The sequence below is a fragment of the Sulfolobus sp. E5-1-F genome, from assembly GCF_009601705.1.
Lineage (GTDB): Archaea > Thermoproteota > Thermoprotei_A > Sulfolobales > Sulfolobaceae > Saccharolobus.
Genome location: NZ_CP045687.1, coordinates 784,093 through 804,920, shown reverse-complemented (window position 1 = coordinate 804,920; position 20,828 = coordinate 784,093). Strand labels below are relative to the sequence as shown.

Genomic DNA, 20,828 nt, shown 5'->3' with positions numbered 1-20,828 from the left:
AGGGCTTTATTATTCTTCTTATTCGGTGAAAGAAAAGTATAAAGCATTTGTAGATAAAAAGGTAATACTCCCTACCTATTTACAAGACTTACTTCTTCTCTTCTTTTTCTCTCATTAAACTCTTTTGAAATTCCTTACCTTTTTTAATGAATTCGCTTAATGGCATTAGAACTATCTTATCTTCTACCTTAACTGGAATTTGTACGTCAACTTTGATGTTTTGTTTCCTATATTCCTTCAACAAATTAACAATAATGGGTAAGTTAATTAAGACTGGAAAGGGTCTCATTACTACAATAATCTCACTGGCGAAACTAGAATACTTTGTCACTACATCTCTAATTTCATCATCTGGATGAACTTCAAGACTCGTTTTAGCATCGTAAACTATCTTTTCGTTCTCTACATAAACGTCTGGAATGTAGCCATTGATCTCTTCCTCTACTTTAATAAATTTTGTATCGATATTCATATTTTTTACTAAATGTAGAAGTATTATTGCCTTTAAACTCTTATGGAGTGAAGATTCATTTTCACCTGGCTTTAATAGTGGTGAGAGGTTACTTCTTAAAACTAAATTTAATCCTCGTGAAAGTACATCCTCTTGATATTTATGAAATACAGCAGTGAAGGACTCAAAGGGATTCAATACACTCACAATGTCTTTATCAAGACCGGATGCTAAATAGGCTAACGTCAGTATTTTCTCTCTGGTGAAATTCTCCTTTACCGCCATTACTAACTTATGTTTGTACATTTCATATAGGCAATTTGGGATAACGAGAACAGTAAATTTGTACCCTGTTAGGCTAGATATAACGGCATCCATTTCCTCTTTTACAAGGGGATCCTTAGTAATCTCGTTACAGATGTCTTGTTTCAGAGTGAATACTCCTTCATCCGTTTTAATTTTTGATAATTCATAACTATAATTAGTTATCGTAACTTTCTTTAGTTCCTTACCACAAATTGCACCCTTTTCTACGCCCAATGTTGCTAAACTGTCCTCAATTTTTTGCTTCATTTCGTCATAAACCATTACTAATGATCCATAACATTGAAACTTAGATAAGCCATTTAATACCTCATCCTCTTCGAAATCTTCAAACTCAGTCACAGATTGAGTTGGTTCTGGAGTTGATTCTGACTGAATGATCTCACGATTATTTTGAGGAGGCTTGATTGTATCAGCAATAGTAAGATAAATGGTAGGGTTTATAATCAACCTATCATTAGAAACTTTCCAAAAGCTTGTTGGAATAATTTTCAGTACTTTCCTTTCACTTACTTCACTTGTTTTATTCATTAATTTCATGTCAGTAATAATTGTTAGATTATCTCTTGTCGCTTTCAGAAAACTGGATGGAATACTCAATTTAATTTTTTGTTGTGACGAAACATTAATGTTAGTCTCATTAGTGAGGTTAATAGTGTAATTAAATCTAAGTACTTCTTTTGACGGAATATTGAATCTAGAGGGAATTGATAATTTAGGTAGCGAAAGATAAGGTTCATTCTTAACATTTTTAACCTCTTTATTTAGGGGAATCTCTGATTCTTTCGAAGTAGACCACACCGTATAGTTAATTTTTCTTTGAGTATCTTCTGTCATTGAAGGAGGATTAGATGATTCATGTACACTAACATTCTTTTCAGTTATTTCTTCAGACTTAGTTTTTTTATTTTGCCTTCTTGATTCATCTTCTGTATATTTCAGAGGATCTCTCCTTTGTTGACTCTCACTCAATTATATATCACCCCACCTTCTCCTAATGAATTATCGAGAATAATTATGAATCCTTTTTGAGTATCCCCTGCGTCAATTTTTAAATATCCATTTGCAAATAATTTCGATATAATTTCGGGATCCTTGTACATATCGGATATAGTTTTATAATTCCTCAAAGTAGCCCGATAACTATTATACGCACAATAAGAAGGAGCTGAGGAGTAACATACTTCGACTGAAAGATCTTGTTTATAGTGAATCTCCATATGATAAGAATTATAAAAGATATCAGAAGCACTAACTGTTATGGAAGACTTTCTTAATACATCTACCATAAACTGAAAATACTCTTCGATAAAGGGCTTTTTGACCAAATATGATTCTTCATTGTTTTTTATAACATTATATAATCTATTAACCATGAATAAATTATTAGCTATAATCTTGAATATGATGTCAGAAACGGAATTGCTAATATGACCAGTTAGTCCCAGTCTATAACTTTGTTCTTTATCGCTAATAAAAGGAATGGGAAGGATACCTAACCCAAGAAAATCATACCCTAAGTTGCGATTCTCTACAAGCTCTTGAGGATAAGAATCTAGAAATATAGATGCAGGAAGATGTCTAGTAGTTACGATTAAAAAAGAATAATAATTGTACATTGGTAAGATTAACTTTGCTTTATAAATGTAATCATTAATTGTCTGCATGAACTTATCTACATTTTTGGTAATACTCTCTATTTCAATAGAGGAGGGAGTATCAATATTTACATTTACTTTATGGAATAATGATTCTAACTTTTCAACCGTCTTATTGAGTAGATCAATAAAACTACTTCTCGATACTTTTCTCACATTTACTTCCGAATATGGGTTTTTCATTCCCACCTTAATAGAATTAGCTAGTTTGCTCGTATCTACCTCTTCATTATACATGTAACTAATAAGTCTAGATAGAGAGCCCTTTGTATATTCTCCATTTTCATTTACTCCTCCTAGAAAGTAAGGTAATAATTGAGGATCAATCCTATCTAAACTTCTGTTTAAAGTATTTCGCTCTAAATAATCACCAAATTCTTGTAACAATTTTAGTTTCTCATAAACTGGAACTAGACAATCACTCACATATTTTTTCCAACTTTCTATTGAAGTTTTTTCTGGTTGAGTGTAATTACACTCAGTTTCCATAAGAATATATTATAGAAAGTGTTTTTAAACATTTAATAGTGTAACATATCACTTATATTATTTATTTTATATAATATTTTATCATCTTATTAATCTCTCGGAACAAACATATATTCATTTTTTCTTCTTTAGACTCTCATCTACAGTGTTATGATAATACTTATTGGAAGAGAATTCAAGAACCACAGTTTATCTTGTGAACTAATCAAATTCCTTAGCCATAACTGGTTAAATTCTGAATAGCTATCTAGTTCTTCATTTCTTTTATGAAGTAAGAGGGCCTCCAGCCTTTAATTGTTTAGCGATATTTTGCCTTTAGAAATCTGAAAGTAATGGAAATGGTAGAGCTTTAAAGAAAGTAAACAGAGTTATAATTATATTCTCTCTGATATCCCTTTTACTCATCACTTAAAAAAAAGATACATTTCTCGCGATTTCAATGAATGAAGGTGATTTTCTCACTTATTAGACGATGTAATTCTTAGACTGTGAACCAAAGCATTAAGGTAGGTCTTAACTAAAATTATGCCTTAAGGTCTCCAGAAGGAAATCGGAAAAATTTATTTGCTTCTCCATTGAAGTGAGGAAGATCAACGAATACTATATTGTATAAAAATGTTAATGAATCAGTGAGCAAGAATAGAGAGAGTCGATTTCCTATTAAGCGCCTTCCTTCATTTGCACGATTTCCATTATTTCGTTTATTCAACATATTAAACTCGGAGAGTTAAGATCTTCGTAAAGGTCGTGTATATATACAAGAAGATGAATAAAGACTTATGCTATTTAATCTTGATAAACCATGCTTTTTCCATCATGAAAAAGAAGTACCTATACATTCTATAAACTCTCTCCATTACTTTTTTGTTTAGATCATCATGATTATAGCCTTAATTAAAGGAATTAAAATGAGTTTTCCGGACGAGGAGAGCCTAAACATAATAATTGAAAGATTAAAAATAGAGAAAAGTGACGTTAAGATCCTTGAGGTGGTTAATGAATATATTGATCCAAAATTCTAGCAAGCAATTTCATATTTTCATCATCGTCCTTAGCAGGATCAATAATAGCAATATACAGGGTTTTGTTGTTGTATTGAAAGTCAACAAATCCTTTCTCTTTGGCTTTTTTATCAAGGAATTTTGTTCCCTCATCTTCACTATCATATTCTATAGAATCTTCTTCTAAACCAGGGTAAACTAAAATCGCTGTTGCCGGATTGTATTCAAACGTGTAAGCCATTATCTTAAATCTACCTGCAGTAATATAAGGAAGATAATTAGAGTACTTACATTCAATGATGATGGTGTTCGCGTTAAGAATGGATATATCTGGTCTTCCTTTGAACTTATCGATACTATCCAAGTCATCAACTTTGTTTAAGCTAGAGTTCTTTAATCTTCTGTTGAAGTATATTTTCCATTGTGAAATTTCAATTCCTCCATTAATTCCTCTGATGCTTTTGCCTCTTTCTCTTAAGTAATTAAGAACTAGATAAAATATGTAAAGCTCGTAAAGTTTCCACGTTATAAACTCCACGATTTTTGCCTCATTATCGCCTCTTACCCCAATATTAATCTTATCTAAGGTAGAAAGGATATAGTAAATGTTGAAAACGTTTTTTAACCATATTGGATCTGTAGGCAACTCCTCTCTAAGTTCTCCCTTGGGAAATTTTTTCGCTATCTTTCTTAACGTTTCTAATAATTCCTTATTATGAGAGTCCAAGTATTTTTTCGCTATTTCTATTATTCTCCTCAGTAAATTTCCCATTACAAAGTACTCCGGGGCATTATATCCTTCAAAATACGAATAAAATGCGTAAAGCCTTTTTGGTAGACTGAGAATACTGTGACTTATACTTACACGTCCTCTTATTTCTCTATCAAAAGAAATTCCCAATTCTCTATACGTTATCCTATCTCGTAATGCTTTACGGGCGTTTTTAATGGTACTCCTTACTCCTAGGCAAACAATGTAAGATCTTATGTAGTTTATCGTTGTAGCATCAACGTCATTTATTTCTTTGCCTTCTTTGAAAAGTTTCAATAGTGTAGAGAATGAGAAAACACCTATATATTGTAAGTAATATTTCCCGACCTTATTTAATAGTATTGTATCCCTATTTCCCACTGTCCACACCTAGAATCTTTTTAACTTTCTTAATTTTCTTCACATCATATGTTCCTAACATATATAGTAAGTATTGTTTGAATTCATTAGCATCATTGGAAAGTTTGGCAGCAGATAGGATTGCTGAGGGTGGAATGTAGATCTTTTTCTCACTAGCCTCAACTAGTTTTGGAATTAGGTCTCTTAACCACTGATATTGATCAACTAAGAGAGATGCTTTATTTTTTAGGTTAAAGTCAAAGTATACTACCATAAATCTTCTCGTGATGGCCTCTCCAACATAAAATAAATTTCTCATGTCAATTAGATTCATTGTAGCTATAAATCTTAATTTCCTTAAAGGCTTGTCTTTGTAATGAGTGTAGTTTTCAATAAATTGCTTAGCCTCTTTGTCTGTGTGTTGATATGATTCTATTTCCTCGATTAAACTATAAGGAATACTCCAGTAATCTGGCAGAGAAGAGGTGAACATAGAGAAGAAGTCGCCAAAAGCCTTATCTACGTCCGCTCTGTTTAACTCATCTATTATGACGAAATAGAGTGCATTGTCAGGTAGTTTGGAAGCCTTATTGTAGGCTTTAATAATGATTCCAGATGACCAAGAAACAGTGTTATTTATTAGTGTTTCTCCTCCAATAATATCCTTTCTAAACCAAAGTGAATTAGCAGTGTATAAGGAGTAGCACTCATCGCTATTGGTTATTGTTTTAGCTACGCTTTTTGCCAAGGTAGTTTTAAATGTTCCCGGGGGTCCAACATAGAGCACATTACCTAATTTAGATAGTTGAAGCAAAAGATTTGGATCACTTACATCTTCAGTAACCATTTTCACCAGATTTGCATCATCTTGAGATAAACTATTATTTGAGATCTGGCATTTGATTTCGTTTTTAGATTGCGTTAATGAATTCGAATTAACTAGATTAGCGTAAAACAATAATGTTTTTTCTACCTCACCATCATTTATTCTATCCTTTATATAGTTAATGAGAGATCTGTCATTATCTAAGCGCTCGTAATGACACTGATTCGATGGTATATCTTTCAATTTACGTAGAATTTCCTTGTCCTTTTCAGAGGGATTCCACTTACTTGTGTCTGATAAGTTCTCTCTGACTGATTCATTTAGATATAGGACCTTTATTTTTGGAAGGGTTGTCCAATACCTTTGATTTTCTTCTTGTCCCCAAACAAACTCTCTACCCTCTTTCCATCCCTTAAATCTTTTTAGTATATCATACGTAATGCTCGTCACTAGGCCAAATCCTAATAGCATGTTATTTTCAATCCCGTAGAAAAAGCTTATTAGAAGTTTATTGAGAGAAGGTATTATATACTCTGTCCTCTTTTTTCCAGATCCCAGAGTAGCATATGAATCTCTATATGCATTTTCGACATTGGTTTTGAAACTTTCCTTATAATCACCCCATATGGTGTAGCCTATCTCTTCCTCTATAGAATATTTAATAGAACCTATCCAGTGTTCTACTGGTCCCTTAAAAATGCATATATTAACCCTATCCTTATCAACGAAGTCTCTTACACTTTGTATTAATCTTTTGAGACCATTTTCAGTTAAATCGTCAAGGTCAAAATAATTATGAAACACTTCCCTAGTTTCAAACCATTTTGAAACCATGATATGAATACTCAAGTTTTCAATATAAATTTTTCAAGTTGTCTTGTCTCTACATCTTATCCCATGTCAATAGTAAAATTTTATAGAGATTTTTATAACCAGCCGCGAGTGTGGTCAACAATTTTATGCATTTGAGATATTTGCATTTATTATCACTCTCCTATCCACTAAATACACTTGAGCGTAAAGAATGTTGTAGAGTAGGAAGAAGGTAGAGAGCCAACTCGTTAACCTATTTGAACTCCAAGGGAAATGAAAGTCCATAGAGGAGAGCCTATGCTTTAATGTCATTGCTCAGCGTAATCCCTCCTACCAAACCCTCTTATGCCCAACATTAAACCAGTCAAAGAACTGGTAAACCATCATGCAAGTAAACTACTCGATCAACCCTCTTAAAGTACCTACTCGCAATTTCCTCAATCCCCCCTCATGTTAACTAGGACAATTAACACGTGAAAACCACTCCTCAAGCCATGAAGAAGGGAATAGCCTTTGTCACAACATCCCTAACGGTCCAAACGTAATAGTAATTACCCCTAACGTAAAAGTCTCGTCAATAGCGTAAAGACTCAAGGATACTACATACTTAACCCTACCAAGCCTCTTGTAATAGTAAAGCAAGGTGGAATGTGGTAGCGTTGTCCTCCAAGAGGATAAGCCAGCTAGATAACTCGCTAAGCCTAATGCGATCTCCTCCCTAACGTGAAATCTTGGCTTAAAATTAATATTATACTCCATAGGATTAAAATAACCTGGGTTAGACGGGAATATTCCATTTATTAGGCATGTGCTCACCCAAAAAGGTATTACGCTAAATAAAAGGATTTATTTCTATAATAGAAGCAACTTATACGATTAATTTCAAATTAATTAAATTGTTGAACACACTCAACTCGTTTATTCCTATCTTTATTAAGGATGATTTTCCAGTTCTTCTTAACCCTAAAACTAAGGTTATCGGTGCCCTTAGTCCTTTCAACTTCTCAATTTCATTTTCTCTATCGAAGAAGTCTTTTCTGTTATCCTTAGGTGAAGGATCAAATAGCACTTCTACCCCTAGAAGTAACTTCTACCCCCAAAAGTAAAAAACTGTCTCTGACTTTTTGTTTCACTGGACGTTAAGAGAAATTAACATAATATATAATAAAATATTTTTCATTTTATTGGTATTATCAGTAAGCTTCTTTAGTCTTATGGAGTTAGAACGTATAAGAAGACATCTGTTTACTTGTTACCTGTGAATTTAAGTTGAGTTAAAAATGAATTACATGTATTGAAGGGAGAATATAACAGTACTTTAACAAGATATATTCAAAAATCACAAGCCATTTTCATCTATAAAAAATGAATTGTATTTGTCTATTTTTGGCAAAGGAAACTTATCTAGTCTAGAGAACGATAACCTTAGATGGGGTTTAGGGATAAACCTCTATCTCAATTGCGGGACTAGATAAGGAGTGAGTGTTTCTTTTTCCGCCTAGAAGTTCAGGTATGTGATTACTTACCCATATCGTCCTAACTGTCTCAAGTGGTTCATTTAGGTGATATTGATATCGCCTATATCGACGAAAAGTAGTAGGTGGGGTATGGTGAGGAAGATGTAAGGCATCGGGTGAAAATTTTGTGAGATGAAAGACCTTGTACCACGTACCTTGTCCTAAAAGTGAGATAATTTTATCTCTCTTAATTTCAGGGAACTCCAAATTGTTATAAGTTATCTTAGCCTTATCATCATTTAGGTTAACATAAAAGGTTCTTAGGTAGGCAATATATGAACTTTTAAACGTTTCTTTAATATTTCTAATAAACAAGTTTACGAATGGTCTTGCCATTTCATAAATATCAATTATCCTCGAAAGTAAGGAGTATAATGGATTTCCATTTAACATAACAGTGTATAAGAAGTTCTCTTGAATCCAAAGCTCCAAATCATCATATCTCGCACGGAGGTCTAAGTTTTTAATTCCTTGGCTTTGAAGATACTCTACCGGAACACTTTCTAGTGAGGATAAGAAATAACTAACCTTATTACTTAATGGGTTCAATTTTTCAATCAGGGATCGAATTCTAGAAAAGTCCTTCTCTATATTTTGTATCTCAAACTCATTTATGTTATATCTGTCGTAAAACATTCCAAATAATGAAGTGTAGGTTTCTTTTATCATATTAATGGTTTCCCCGTCAGCAAATTCTATTACGTCACTATCCTTAAATAGGCCCTTATTTCTTCCTATTAGCTCTATCATATTGTCATCAAGAGTGCTCTTCTTGTGTCCGATAATGGGCTCGTAAAAGGAGATTACGGGATAGACTTTAGAGAATAGAGTTTCCAACTCTTTGATAAGAGATAAGAAACCCTTAAGTTCATCTTCATTGGGGATTACAAACGGGTAAAATTTGAACACCCCATTATAATATATGGTTTTCATAGAATAAAAATTTTTTGGTTGAATTTGGCGTTATAAGCCAGAATCAACCAAAATAAGACACAATTGAGTAAAGTTAAAAACTTTAGGTTATTACGTTAGGTAAACAGCTAACAGTATTGTAATATTATTAATAATTTTCCTAATATTATCTTCAATGAGGTGTGAAAATCGAAAACTCATAAACGTTCTAGCAGGACATTGAGCACGTTATTTCCATATATATTCCTAGGATTAAAATAACTTGGGTGAACACTGAAATACTTCATGTTCATTATGTGCTCACCGAAAAGGTACTACGCTAAATAAAATTATTTACCTCACGTACAAAAACAATTTATTTTAAATTAAGTAAATTGTTGTCCGCACTCTTTTAGTCGAAAAGAAGTTTTATGTAACATGAGTACTACATGAGTTCCAGAAAGGTGTTGGTCAGACTAATGAAGAACTTTTTGGTTTGTGTGACTATAAATTTCGGTAAATTTCGGCATAGAAAGGTTTAAATGTCCAAATTTAGTCATATTGCATATGAGCCAAGGCGAGAAAAATACCAAAGCTTCTACCCTAGAGGTGATAAAGACTCTACTAAATATGATAGATGTGAATGAAGTAGTAAAGGCAATTGTATCGTTTTCTCAAGCAGTAATGGTTGAATCAATGGAGAAGCTCTTAGCTAGAAATGTTACGTTTAAAGCATATATTGGTACGGGGAGGAGAATAACTATTCCTAATGAATATCTAAAATCTGGTGATTTGAAAGAAGATGATATAGTCGTAGTTCTGTTAATACCTCTGGAGAATTATGAGGAGAAACCTAGAACACCTATAAGGTCTGACTCAAACATAATATCACAGTTGCAAGACGCGTTGAGGGATTCCTTAATAACGTTTTTTAAGAGAAACGCAATCTTCAAAACTAAGGTACAGAAAGGTGGAAGGATAGTTGTGCCAGAAGAAGAAGTAGTAGCTTTAGGACTAAAAGTACCAGATCAAAACAACAAGGAGAGCAGTTTAGTACAAGTAATAATGTTCAAAGTAGATAACGCCAAAAACTCTCAACAATGAAAATTCACTTCAACAAAAAGAACAATAAGCAGAAGTCGAATAAGATTAAATTACTCTCACTTTTTTTGATCAGTATCTAATAACCTCATGTCTATCCTTAGGGAACGTGCAAGGAGATATAAGGTTGTAGTAGGCAATAGAGGTTGTTCGTTTTCCCTCTGTGCATAGTTCCTCAAACTCCCTTTTGCTATTTTCCTCACTCTCTCTACGTCAGCATTAACGTTAATTCTCTTAATGATAAAGTCTCCGTTCATGTATACGTTAGCCAAAAATGGACTTTCGTTAAGAAAATTATCAAACTCCTCCGTAGGTTAGACATAAATATCAAACTCTTTCACGGGAACTATACCACCATAAATAAATTCATAAACTTCTTCCCTGTCATCAGTTACTTCAATAACTTCAATCTCTATTAGTAGTTTCCTGAAAATTACGTGTAGTATATAATGTTTAATCTTTCCTATGTAAGATTTAAGGTATATTCCTACTATGTACGCCTTAACTATTCATAGTTACTCAAATCTCATTGAAGAGAATCTATGTCAATATTTAAGATTTAAGTGATTTAAGGTAAATTTACGTAAAGTACTATCTATTTCTAAACTGTCATAATATCTAAATAACCTTATAACGTGCTAATCATTTTACATAAATTATTAACTTTTCTTTTATGATATGCAGAAGGAATCTAGTTAAGCCAATTTATCGATTCAAATGTTTATATGGAGAGATGAAACATTCACTCTAAACTAGAAACAGTAGTAAAATATTACGACGTCCTTTGCTATCGACTAATATGCTACATTTAACATTCTTATAATTCTTTGGGATCTATTGAGTCTATCAAGTTTCCTTCTTCATCGAAGAACTCTATAAGGCACGCATATTTCCATTTTGATATAACTTCATCCTTATTATTTTCATCACATTTTTCTTCCGCGATCTTGATATATATAGGACCTAAGCACGAATACACTTTCCCGATCATTAGATTATATTCAGCTCTTCCATATAAAAAGTTTTTAGATTTAAATAATATATATATATCACCTTGCAAGTTGCTAAGCTAATATAAGATAACACCTATAGTTTAATTCCTAGCTAACGCTGACGATGCTTATTTCTTCTAAGCTAATACCATATTTTTTAAGAAAAGAGTTTAGGCTTTCCTTATCCTTAAGATATATTTTTAACCCCTTATATTCCACCACTATCATTTATGAAATGGATATTATTATTAGAAAGGGGCTGTTAACTGAATAATTCCCTTACATGTTCTCCGGTTCTTTGATCCTCAAAGAACAAATACACGCCCCTTATACCCCTAGTTAACATAACGTAGTACCTATTTTTAAGCAGTTCAAGTGCCTTAGCCTTATCCTCTTTAGCTATTTTCTTCAACGAGTTCCTATGACCTACATAATCTGTTATTGGATCTGGGTTTACAGTCCATCCATTCCTCCATATCATATCCCTTCCCCATACAACTCCAACATAATCGGCCTCAAATCCTTGTGCTCCATATACTGAAGCGCAGTAAGTTAATGGATCCAACTCCCCTTTCCAATATTTAGGATACTCTGTTTTCTCGTCCATTAGCCACTTAATCTTTAATCCTGTATTCTTGTATAATTCAAATCCTGACTGTAATGGATAACCAATCCTTATGTTCTTTGTCGAATTCCAATCAGTCTTATTTTTGCTGTCGCCCTCAGATTCCGTAAAGCTACATATTAACGCAACTTTCCTCCCTTCCTCTTTCCTCTTTTTCAGCTCATTTAACATGTGGACTATGTTATCAAATATTCTGAAATCATAATTTTCCACTCTCACTTTCCTATCTTCAAGTATTCCTTTCACTGCACTAATATACTCTTTAGGTACCCTTATGGATGATGTTAATTGATACTCATCTATGTTATTCAAGTATTTTTTAAAGTTTCCTTCAGTCCCTCCTTCATTGCCTATCAATATCTGAGAGTCGTCATAAAAATACACGTTAACCCTCCCTCTGGGAGAATTTTTTATTACGTTAACGCTCATCCTTTGGGCTTCGTCGAATACAATTAAGTCTATATCGCTTACATCTCTTCCGAAGGTTTCCTTTAATCGTTCTGGGAACCTATCCTCTCCCACTCCGAATCCATAACCCGTTGAGTAAAACATGATAAACTGGGATAAACCTTGTGCTTTACTTCCGTAAATGTCACTTTCTTTACGCTTTCTTTGACTTTCACTTAATAATAATCTTATAGCGTTTAGTAATCTTTGATTTTTATAAGATAAGATGACAAAATAATTTCTGCTTAACGCTTCCAAGAAGATAGTCACAGCTAATAAGCTCTTGCCAGATCCGCTACCACCTCTTATAAGAAAGTTCTTCTTTACACTTTTATCTTCAAGGGCTTTCAAAACTTTGCTTAAGATTAATCCTTGTTCCTCTGTTAGACCAAAACCATAAGGTAAAATTGCCTTAGCCACGTTCCCTTTTAAATACTCTTTTACTTTAGCAACAAATTCAATAAAGTCCTTAGTTAATATAAACTTCCCGTTTATTATCTTGTAAACGTCTTGTGTGTCTCCCGGCGAATAGTTATCAAGTTTCTTCTTTAGATCGTTAGAGTTCCTCAAAATCTCACATTCTGAAGAGGAGTAGTCCACAGTATTATAAAGGAAGAGTGAACCATCAAACTTTATACCTGAGGAGTGGAAAGTGTTTAATTTAGTTACATAGTTATTCAACTGATAGCATGGATCTAAGCGAAGTTCTCCATCAGCTCTTACAGTAAGGTCGTCAATGCGTTCTACTTTCTTCCAACCCTTGGCCTCAACTACTAAGGCTTTATCTTTATCTACAAAGATAGTGTCAACTCTTTCTACAAATATTGGATATTCCATTATGATAGGGTGATGGACATTGAGGCCTTTAAGTATGTCCAAGAGTTTTCTCCAGGCATATTCTTGATTAATAGAAGGACGTTCATTAAACGTTTCCGCATATGCAGTAATCAAGTCTTCAACTTGGGTATTTTCATCTAGTATTATAGGTAGTGGCATCGTTAAACTCCCATAATTTCGTTCATTCTTAAGTGACTTTTGACTTAAACGTATTATGAACTTTTCTAGAGTCTTTTAGGCCCTTAACTAAATGCAACTTAACAGAGATAAACCAATTATCGTAAACCCCAATAGGCTCTTTCATAATTCAATATTGGTAATACCGCACTATAAATTTTTCTTGAAATAGAATGTTGAAAGGAGGTCTATTTTGTTTCTCTGACCTTCTAAATAGTATATTAATAATAATAAATTATAAAGTACTAAAAACACCAGAAATACTAGCGTAATTAACTCCAGCTAAAACCCACATTATCTATTCTTAACCATTCAACTACTATCTTATCTACCTCACTTCCTCCAGCCTCACCTTTAACCTCTTTAAGGAGACTCAATACTCTTTTTTAAGGCATCAATATTCTCAAACAATTCCTTTAGTTTCATTGTTTAATTTTGCAATAGATGCCTTTGACGAGTGATGAAATAATCTCACCATAGAGGTAAAATCTATTAAGAAGTAGGTTAGCAAAAGAGTCCTTAGTACAAAGTCATGGAACTTCTGAATATACCGATAAAATAAAATAATTCCATTTTTAGAATATCGAAATATTAAAATTATAAATTAGTTTCTAAGCATCTTAGATGCTTCCTTATAAACTGGGTCTAAAAATTCATAATTTTCATCAATTATGCTCAGTTTTTCTAAAGTATTTAGAATGTTACTAAGAACACTACTAGAAATCGTACTACCTTCCTCATCTTGTAAACAATTAACTATCTTACTCCAACTATTCATTCCCTTAGCTATGCACCTTAGCACTGTTCTGTAACGCTTTGCTACAATGGGAGAAACGTTATTTTTAATCGAGATCAAACTGTTAATTTCATTTAAAGCGACGTTTATTGCCATATCCTTTACTTTTTTCAAATCCTTGTTATTGAAATATTGATTTCCAGCAAAAGTTAGCCACCCTGGAATACCGTCAACCATTGCAATGATATCTTGTATCACACTCTCCTCTACCTTTAATGATAACTCCTCAAAACCCTTTCTTAAAAACTGCTGGCTCTTCTCTTTATCAAACCTCTCTAACGTTATTTCGTAATAGTATCTACCATAGAGTGGTGACCTAGAATCCTCCGCTCCTAAAAAGTCATGAAGTAGTCCCACCTCAGAACCAGTTAAAATAAAGGTCAGATTTCTGTCATAATCGTAAGCGTGAGCAATAGCTTCTCTTATTTCATTTGATAATGGGCCCCTCAATTTTTGGGCTTCGTCAATTCCTATTACCATCCTCTTCTCATTTAAGTGGTCAAAGAGATCTGATAAACTGACGTATTCTCTACCCTTCCATTTCAGTTCAACGCTATTGCCGAGAATGCTAATTCCTCTTATCTTACTTAACACGTCAAGGAAGGTGGATAGTTTTGATGAAAAAGCGTTAGAGAAAAGTGAGTATAAGTCCCCTCTACTGTAGTTAGGGCGCAAGTTTCTACAATCTATAATCACATAAGGTATTTTCAACTCGTTAAGTGCTACCTTTAGTACTGATGTTTTACCTATTCTTCTGACTCCAGTGATCAAAATTAAGGGTCTGTTGATGTTACTCATTATTTCTTTAATCTCTTTTTCCCTATCGAACAAATCTTCTCTATTCTCCTTAGGCCTTTCATCAAATAACAACTTCTGCCCCAGAATTCTACTTCTGCCCCAGAAGTTATAACTTTTTCCACAATTCTTAAATTATACGTGAACTACTCTCCACTTTTCAGTAGATCCATATGAGATTCACCGTAATAATATAGTATTTAAGAAATTACGCAATGGTTATTATTTTGAGGATAATCGCATATAAGTATAATATAAATGCAAAATGACCTCATAATAATGATATTTGTTTTTATTTACTATGGCTCATCCTAAATTAATTTATTTTAGATAAACTTTTGTGAACATATGAATAAATAAAAATTAAAAACCCTTTATCCTCTATATGAAATAGAACTAAAAGCCATAATAATATAAAAAATTTTAAAGAAATTATCTTCTTCTCAGCCCTAATACTAATGCAACTATAGCTACTATGACCACCACTACAATGATTACGAGAAGTAAATTATTGGAAATGCCTATAGATGGAGAGGATGGTTGATATCCATATACTATGTAATATGTAGTTAAAGGATCGTCAAACACTACAATCTTTCCATTATAGATGAAGTAATTATTTGGATTGAGTTCCACCATTCCATTACTGGTTTGCTTAAAAACCGCAAATGTTTCATTCTTAACCGCACTAACGTTGAATATCACGTAATTTGAACTACTGCTAATGTTAACAACCTGTGCAGTATAAGTTTTTCCTCCCAGAGAAATATTTGAAACTGTAACACTGGGATTTACTTGACTTACATACTTATAGGATCCATTGCTAAATATAACAACATATCCCCCGCTAGTTGTTGTGTTAACGTAAGCTAAAGTAGCGGGAGTATTTACCACAACTTGGTGATATAAGTTAATATTCCCAGTACTCTCAACTCCTCTATTAGTGACAACTACAACTGCTGGATTCCCACCTATTGAAACAGTAGTAGCTACTGAGGGTTTTGAGTACTCAGCATTTGGGTTTACTACCATCTTTATCCTTGAACTTACACTGTTATATGTTACATTTAATATTAAACCTTGATGAGAGAAATAGATAGATGAGAAGGAATTGTCCACAGATCCTATAACAGTACCATTTACTCCAAAGAACTCAATGTCTGTGAAATACACATTCCCTTGTAAGTTTGTAAGCTCAGTAGATAAAAGACCACTAACCTCCCTACTCCATATCATTGCTGGAACGTAAGTCCCATTATAGTACGCTATTGAAGTATTGTAAGGTGCCTCAGCACTTACCCCCTCATAATTGAATTCCATCTTACTATATCTCTGAGGTTGCGTTCCTTGAATAGTTAAAGTAAGTTGTAATTCTCCGGTCATAGTTAGGTTAACCTTGTGAAGCAATAGGGTTATGGTCTTCTGATAATTGGACTGACTATGAGATATGTTAAACGTTACGTTAGCTAAACTACTACCGTTAAGGAATTGTAGTACTAATGTTGCAGTGTTGTTAAAATAGGCTAATCCCCTAACCGTACTTGACGTATTTGTGAAACCAGCCCACACTAACTCTTCTACCAATCCAGGCTCTACTAATAAGACTCTGGCTAATTGAGGTATTTGAGATGTTACACTTATACTAAATGGGTTCACATTTACACTTATTTGCCCAGTATAGTTACTTAAGGGACCTATATTTACGTCAAAAGAGTAACTCGTATACGTAATTGTTCTCTCATTGTCTGTTGAGGATATTGTAGTGTTATACGCAGTTGATGAATACTTATAGGTTATATGAGATGGGGTAGTTTGTAACGTTGACGAGTATTGTTGGTACATAACGTATAGTGAAGATGAGGAGTTAACAGCAATGGCTAGAGTTGACATAGATAAAAGTATGGGAATTAGGAGTAGGATTTTAGGATTCATGACAAATGAAGTCTCACGTATCCATCTAATAAGTTTTATCCAAAGGATGAAAGAGATATTCTACCTAATCATCGTAGTAAATTACTTAACTCTCAACGATTGAACACTTCCCGTTAGCGTGAGATTTCCCCTTTTTAAAGCTACGTTGAACTTAATTATTTGTAATTAATTTCTATATTTTATGGAGAGTTTGTTCTCTGCAATCTTGCCTAATTCCGGGTATCCCATACTCTTCTAGCTAATTTGACTTTCATTTTCTCTCCCTTAAGAATTTTTAGAGAAGGCTATTCGAAATTTACCTACTAACTCACATTAAGTTAAAAAGATCTGCACTACCATGAACACGGAGATAGTGGAGGACCATTAATGGAGTGGTATTTAAACGGAAATATTGATAGCGAAATTAGGTTGATTATGCCTTACCTTGAGAGTTACATTCGAATTTAACTGAGGAGGGTCATATAAAATTTGCTAAATTTTAATATGTTTTCCTTTTAATATTGATAATAAATAGTCCAAGTCAAGTTCTAATGAAACTATATTTCATTATAATTAATCGTATCGCTCAATACTTTTTGATGAAGATTCTAAAATTTAAATGTAGTTAGATCTATCTTGCATATTTCAACTGTCTGGTTTGAACCGGCGAGACCTATAGTAGGTTCATTGCCGAACCACAGCAGATGGAATATAGTAATTAGAGTCATGGGGGATATTAGTGCTCTTTAACCTCTATTGCGTACTGCAGATTTTATTTAGTGGTGAAGAGTAGGGCTGAAATTAGAAGGAGGATCTCTAATAAGTATGGTAGTTTCCTGGGGAGTGTACTCATGCAGTCATCTCATTCGATATATTACAGTAAAATTATATCAGATTAGAAATTTTCGCAATTAATCGTTTTGACCTAAATGTAGTTGAGGAATTAAAATGCGAAAGACATTTTCTGAAAAAGGTTTGCTTCCGTCTACCCGTATTAATATCCCATTGAAATCATAAGTAAGAGTTTTAAGGAGCAGTTTGGTTTGAATTCCCCTTTTGGAAAAGGCTGAACGTAGAGATTTATTCACTCAACTTTTTCTCATTTGCATTTTTTATTCAATTTCTCTTATTCAGTATACTGAAAGGGTCTTACGTAGTTTCTTATCACTATACTGAAAACCTTTATTTACATTCACGGAGAATATTTAGTGTGAATGGAATTAGACAAGTACTTTTAGACCAGAGGGCTAGGTTAGAGAGAAAATTTGAAAAAGAGAGGATAATCGAGAGAGATGTTCCCGATTTGAAGAGGTACATATCAGTTCCAAATATCCTAGCAATCTTAGGTGTTAGAAGGTCTGGAAAGTCAACTCTAGCAGAAATATTGGTTCGAGAAGAGAACTTTGGTTATGTGAACTTTGACGATGAGAGGTTGGCTGGAATAAAAAGCGAAGATCTGCAAACATTGGAGAAGGCTATTTATGAACTCTTTGGTGACGTAGACTATTTTCTCTTTGATGAGATACATAACGTTGAGGGATGGGAGTTATTCGTATCCCGTTTAAGGGAGGCTGGAAAAAGGATAATCATCACGGGAAGTAATTCGAAAATGTTGTCTGGTGAGTTAGCAACTCATCTCACTGGTAGACATATTGATTACACGCTTTACCCATTCTCTTTTAAGGAATATCTCAGATTTAAGGGGATTAAAGTGAAGGAAGTTGGGGGTGTTTATACTACTCTTTCTGAAGCTACTATAAAGAGGGAGTTGGAGAACTACATGAAAATTGGTGGTTTTCCAGAAGTACTAAAGATTTCTGATGACTATATTTTCTCCATATTCTCTGACATAATGTACAAAGATGTTGTGGAGAGGATAAAAGTAAAGAGAATAGAGACGTTCAAGGCTTTTGCTATTAATGTACTAAAGTACTTCTCTTCAGAGATATCAATATCTAGAATTTCAAAGGCGTTAAAGATGAGTACTAACACTGTAGAACAGTGGTTTAACGGTCTTCAAAATGCTTATGTAATTTTTACAGCAGAGAGATTCACAGAAAGACCTAGGGAGAGTATGGTTTCACCAAAAAAGGTTTATGTTGTAGACCCAGGCTTTATCTCAACAATAGCCCTTGGAGACTCAAAGGGTAGGCTTATGGAGAACTTAGTCGCATTATATTTAATTAGAAAGTGGAAAAAATTGTATTATTTTAAGGCAGAGAATTATGAGATTGACTTTTATGATGGCGAGACTGCTGTTCAAGTTACTTACGCATCAGGGAAGGATGAAATACCTAAACGTGAAATTGAGGGTATTAAGAAGGTTAAGGCAAGGGAGAAGATTATAGTCACGTGGGAATATGAAGGAGAAGAGAACGGTATAAAGTTTGTTCCGTTATGGAGATTTTTGCTAAAATAATAGGGGTATCACCTTATAGAGGAGAAAGGTTAGTTGAAAGCAAAGATCTAATTAATAACTAGTTAAGTTCTTTCTAAACTACTTTCCCTTTTTAATGAAGAGTGTGATCAACAATTTCATGCATTTGAAATATTTGCATTTATAATTATCACTCCCCTATCCACTAAATACACTTGAGTGTAAATAATGTTGTAGATTAGGAAGAAGGTAGAGAGCCAACTCGCTAACATATTGGAACTCCAAGTGAAAGTCCATAGAGGAGAGTCTATCCTTTAATGTTCTTGTTCAGCGTAATCCCTCCTACAAAACCATCTTATGCCCAACATTAAACCAGTCAAAGAACTGGTAAACCATCATGCAATTAAATCACTCGATCAACCCTCCTAAAGTACTTACTCGCGATCTCCTCAATCCCCCTCATGTTAACACGTGAAAACCACTCCTCAAGCCATGAAGAAAGGAATAGTCACAACATCCCTAACGATCCAAACGTAATAGTAATTACCTCTAACGCAAACAACCTTAGTCTCGTCAATGGCGTAAAGACCACTCAAGGATACAACATACTTAACCCTACCAAGCCTCTTATAATAGTAAAGCAAAGTGGAGTGTGGTATACTCCAAGAGGATAAGCCAGCTAGATAACTAGACTTAACGCGATCTCCTCCCTAACGTGAAATCTTGGCTTAAGATTAATATTATACTCCATTAGGATTAAAATAAGCTGGATGAGCAAGGGGATATTCCATCTGTTCATCAAGTGCTCACCAATAAAAATCCCGTGCTCACCCAAAAAGGTATTACGCTAAATAAAAACAATTTACTTTTGTAATAAAAGCAACTTGTACGATTAATTTCAAATTAATTAAATTGTTGACCACACTCTGGGTTATTTCAAAATTATACAAAAATTTATAGTTCAGGTAAGAGAAAGTAAATGAGAAATTAGAGCAAGTACGATGAGAACGTTATCACAAGGTATAAACTAATATTCCCCTTCTACATCTTCAAAACTGATGGGAATTATTAGCTGAGGATAACGGTATGCGAAGAAGACGTATAAGGCCCCAAAGGAGTTCAACGAGTTCCTCGCATTCCTCCACCTCTTCATGGAGCAATAGAGGGAGTACTTAGAGCGCTAGGACAGCTAAATCCCAACAAGCCAGATTACTCAACAATTTGGGAGAGAGAGTGAGAAACATGGAGATAAACTTCCCTGAACCTAGCGACGAAATCAAGATCATAGCTGATAGCACTGGAATAAGCGCAACAACTGGTGGGCAATACGTTGTTGCAAAGTGGGGTAAGAGGAGGGACTCCAAGTTCATCGAGGTAATAGTAGAGAAAGACAACCTCAACGTTGAGGTTACAAATAGTGAAGTCAGCTGTTAATACTTTGAAGGATTTGAAGGGAAGGTTGTGAAGAGGTTCTATGGGGACAAGGCATATGACGCCAACGATATTTACGAGATTGGAGTTGAGGTAATTGTTCCTCCTAGGAGTAACGCTTCCCTTAGGCGTGGTCATACTTCTAGGAGAAAAGCTGTTCGTGAGTTCTTGAGGTTTGTGTTATGATCGTTGGAGGGATGATAAGGATTATGACTCTAGATAGCTCATCACAGGACCTCATGCTCAAATCGAGATATT

Annotated in this window: 14 protein-coding genes and 3 pseudogenes; 4 read left to right on the top strand and 13 right to left on the bottom strand. The window is 33.9% G+C overall.

All coding sequences use genetic code 11. The features are described 5' to 3' along the window. Positions 1-88: 88 nt before the first annotated feature. From GFS03_RS04245 to GFS03_RS04215, 7 genes and pseudogenes are all read right to left on the bottom strand, one after another. A complete protein-coding gene (locus GFS03_RS04245; protein ID WP_153422656.1) occupies positions 89-1,747 on the bottom strand; it encodes a hypothetical protein in 1,659 nt (552 codons plus the stop codon). Beyond that, positions 1,744-2,922 (bottom strand): hypothetical protein, encoded by a 1,179-nt coding sequence (locus GFS03_RS04240; RefSeq protein ID WP_238699194.1) that lies wholly within the window; start codon positions 2,920-2,922, stop codon positions 1,744-1,746. Before GFS03_RS04240 ends, GFS03_RS04245 begins: the two co-directional genes overlap by 4 nt. Before the next feature lie 993 nt (positions 2,923-3,915). Then, positions 3,916-5,055, bottom strand: coding sequence for a hypothetical protein (locus GFS03_RS04235; protein WP_153422655.1), 1,140 nt, complete (start codon positions 5,053-5,055; stop codon positions 3,916-3,918). After that, on the bottom strand, positions 5,045-6,694 hold the full coding sequence (locus tag GFS03_RS04230) for an AAA family ATPase (RefSeq protein ID WP_153422654.1): 1,650 nt from the start codon (positions 6,692-6,694) through the stop codon (positions 5,045-5,047). The genes GFS03_RS04235 and GFS03_RS04230 overlap by 11 nt, the downstream gene beginning before the upstream one ends. A 123-nt stretch (positions 6,695-6,817) precedes the next feature. Next, positions 6,818-7,481: pseudogene (locus GFS03_RS04225) on the bottom strand (IS6 family transposase). Positions 7,482-7,541: 60 nt separating this feature from the next. Further along, complete coding sequence (locus GFS03_RS04220; protein WP_238699192.1) at positions 7,542-7,742, bottom strand: hypothetical protein; 201 nt, start codon at positions 7,740-7,742, stop codon at positions 7,542-7,544. A 367-nt stretch (positions 7,743-8,109) separates the two neighbouring features. Beyond that, positions 8,110-9,123 (bottom strand): hypothetical protein, encoded by a 1,014-nt coding sequence (locus GFS03_RS04215; protein ID WP_153422653.1) that lies wholly within the window; start codon positions 9,121-9,123, stop codon positions 8,110-8,112. Positions 9,124-9,648: 525 nt separating this feature from the next. Here GFS03_RS04215 and GFS03_RS04210 point away from each other — a divergent pair. Continuing rightward, the gene (locus GFS03_RS04210) at positions 9,649-10,185 is read left to right on the top strand and encodes a hypothetical protein (protein WP_153422652.1); all 537 of its coding nucleotides are present in this window, start codon (positions 9,649-9,651) and stop codon (positions 10,183-10,185) included. A gap of 56 nt (positions 10,186-10,241) precedes the next feature. On the opposite strand, the gene GFS03_RS04205 is transcribed toward GFS03_RS04210, so the two are convergent. From GFS03_RS04205 to GFS03_RS04190, 5 genes are all read right to left on the bottom strand, one after another. After that, on the bottom strand, positions 10,242-10,454 hold the full coding sequence (locus tag GFS03_RS04205) for a hypothetical protein (protein WP_153422651.1): 213 nt from the start codon (positions 10,452-10,454) through the stop codon (positions 10,242-10,244). A gap of 545 nt (positions 10,455-10,999) precedes the next feature. Beyond that, a complete protein-coding gene (locus GFS03_RS13325; protein ID WP_167738479.1) occupies positions 11,000-11,173 on the bottom strand; it encodes a hypothetical protein in 174 nt (57 codons plus the stop codon). A gap of 263 nt (positions 11,174-11,436) precedes the next feature. Further along, entirely contained in the window at positions 11,437-13,242 is a 1,806-nt protein-coding gene (locus GFS03_RS04200; protein WP_153422650.1) for a DUF2075 domain-containing protein, read from the bottom strand. Positions 13,243-13,864: 622 nt separating this feature from the next. Continuing rightward, a complete protein-coding gene (locus tag GFS03_RS04195; protein WP_153422649.1) occupies positions 13,865-14,926 on the bottom strand; it encodes an AAA family ATPase in 1,062 nt (353 codons plus the stop codon). 357 nt (positions 14,927-15,283) lie between these two features. Next, entirely contained in the window at positions 15,284-16,783 is a 1,500-nt protein-coding gene (locus GFS03_RS04190; protein ID WP_153422648.1) for a hypothetical protein, read from the bottom strand. Here GFS03_RS04190 and GFS03_RS13290 point away from each other — a divergent pair. Beyond that, a complete protein-coding gene (locus GFS03_RS13290) occupies positions 16,725-16,886 on the top strand; it encodes a hypothetical protein (protein ID WP_162615037.1) in 162 nt (53 codons plus the stop codon). The genes GFS03_RS04190 and GFS03_RS13290 overlap by 59 nt on opposite strands. Positions 16,887-17,972: 1,086 nt before the next feature. Then, positions 17,973-19,181, top strand: coding sequence for an ATP-binding protein (locus GFS03_RS04185; RefSeq protein ID WP_153422647.1), 1,209 nt, complete (start codon positions 17,973-17,975; stop codon positions 19,179-19,181). A 116-nt stretch (positions 19,182-19,297) separates the two neighbouring features. On the opposite strand, the pseudogene GFS03_RS04180 reads toward GFS03_RS04185, so the two are convergent. Continuing rightward, positions 19,298-20,000: pseudogene (locus GFS03_RS04180) on the bottom strand (IS6 family transposase). Between the two features lie 151 nt (positions 20,001-20,151). Between GFS03_RS04180 and GFS03_RS13515 the strand changes: the two are divergent. Then, positions 20,152-20,790 (top strand): annotated as a pseudogene (locus GFS03_RS13515) (transposase); the annotation flags it as partial. Positions 20,791-20,828 lie beyond the last annotated feature (38 nt).